2 protein-coding genes and 2 tRNA genes are annotated in these 1,893 nt (G+C 51.7%); all 4 read right to left on the reverse strand.

The window, feature by feature from the left end; all coding sequences use genetic code 11:
* A partial coding sequence (secE, locus tag ACIQY3_RS34130) for a preprotein translocase subunit SecE (protein WP_403029045.1) occupies positions 1-350 on the reverse strand: 350 nt, incomplete at its 3' end.
* 45 nt (positions 351-395) lie between these two features.
* A tRNA-Trp gene (locus ACIQY3_RS34135) sits at positions 396-471 on the reverse strand.
* A gap of 53 nt (positions 472-524) precedes the next feature.
* Entirely contained in the window at positions 525-1,718 is a 1,194-nt protein-coding gene (tuf, locus tag ACIQY3_RS34140; protein ID WP_007896619.1) for an elongation factor Tu, read from the reverse strand.
* An 84-nt stretch (positions 1,719-1,802) separates the two neighbouring features.
* A tRNA-Thr gene (locus ACIQY3_RS34145) sits at positions 1,803-1,878 on the reverse strand.
* Between the last annotated feature and the right edge of the window lie 15 nt (positions 1,879-1,893).

Here is a 1,893-nt window from a genome sequence, read left to right on the forward strand (position 1 = left end):
ACAAGCCAGCCGAGCAGGGAGTCAAGCCCCCACAACAGCAACGCCATAACCAGAACAACAGCCACAACAATCAACGTGGTCTGCGTGGTTTCTTGGCGAGTTGGCCATACGACTTTACGAATCTCGGTGCGAGCTTCCTTAACCAGTACAAAGAAAGACTTGCCCTTGACTGTCTGCAGGCCTACAAAGGCAGCTACAGCAGCAATGGCGAGCAAAGCTAGTACGCGGTACAGGATCGGCGAAGCAGAGTAATACTGATTGCCAACAACGCCAACAACCACCAAAGCAACTACTACTAGCCACTTGAGCAGATCGAAGCGAGAGCCTTGAGCTTCAGCTTTAGGAGTCATCTATGAAGATCCTGTGAAAAGAAAGCCAGACACACCAAGTGAATCTGGCAGGTCAGGAGGGAATCGAACCCCCAACCTACGGTTTTGGAGACCGTCGCTCTGCCAATTGAGCTACTGACCTAAAACAAAATCAGGCCGACCATTATGCCGGCCCGAAAAAGACATTACAACAACTTACTCGATGACTTTAGCTACGACACCAGCGCCGACGGTACGACCGCCCTCACGGATAGCGAAACGAAGACCATCTTCCATCGCGATGGTTTTGATCAGGGTAACGGTCATCTGAACGTTATCACCCGGCATCACCATTTCAACGCCTTCTGGCAATTCGCAGTTACCGGTCACATCCGTAGTACGGAAGTAGAACTGTGGACGGTAGCCTTTGAAGAACGGAGTGTGACGACCACCCTCCTCCTTGCTCAGAACGTAAACTTCTGCAGTAAACTTGGTGTGTGGCTTGACAGTGCCCGGCTTGACCAGGACCTGACCACGCTCAACATCATCACGCTTGGTACCGCGCAGCAACACCCCACAGTTCTCGCCAGCACGACCTTCGTCGAGCAGCTTGCGGAACATCTCAACACCAGTGCAAGTAGTTTTGACAGTGTCACGAAGACCAACAATCTCAACTTCTTCCTGAATGCGGACAATGCCACGCTCAACACGACCAGTCACAACAGTACCGCGACCGGAGATCGAGAACACATCCTCGATCGGCATCAGGAACGGCTTATCGATAGCACGCTCAGGCTGCGGAATGTAGCTATCCAGAGTCTCAACCAACTTCTTGACGGCAGTTGTGCCCATCTCGTTGTCGTCTTGACCGTTCAACGCCATCAGCGCGGAACCAATGATGATCGGAGTGTCATCACCTGGGAAATCGTAAGTGCTCAGCAGATCGCGCACTTCCATCTCAACCAACTCCAGCAGCTCCGCATCATCAACCATGTCAGCCTTGTTCAGGAAGACAACGATGTACGGAACGCCAACCTGGCGAGAGAGCAAGATGTGCTCACGGGTTTGCGGCATCGGACCATCAGCGGCCGAGCAAACCAGAATCGCACCATCCATCTGAGCAGCACCGGTAATCATGTTTTTTACGTAGTCGGCGTGACCTGGGCAGTCAACGTGTGCGTAGTGACGCACGGCCGAATCGTATTCAACGTGAGCGGTGTTGATGGTGATACCACGAGCTTTTTCTTCTGGGGCGCTATCGATCTTGTCGAAGTCGACCTTTGCCGAACCGAAAACTTCGGAGCAGACACGGGTCAGGGCGGCGGTCAAAGTAGTTTTACCATGGTCGACGTGACCAATGGTGCCCACGTTGACGTGCGGCTTATTACGTTCGAACTTTTCCTTAGCCATCGAAATAACCCCTAGCAGAAAAATTAAGCAAGTAACATCAGCCATTAAAACAAAGGCAGATATTTTCATATCTGCCTTGTTATATGGAGCTCTTGAGCGGATTTGAACCGCTGACCTCACCCTTACCAAGGGTGTGCTCTACCAACTGAGCTACAAGAGCAAAACACATTGCAAA

Source organism: Pseudomonas sp. NPDC096950, from assembly GCF_044762525.1.
Taxonomy (GTDB): domain Bacteria; phylum Pseudomonadota; class Gammaproteobacteria; order Pseudomonadales; family Pseudomonadaceae; genus Aquipseudomonas.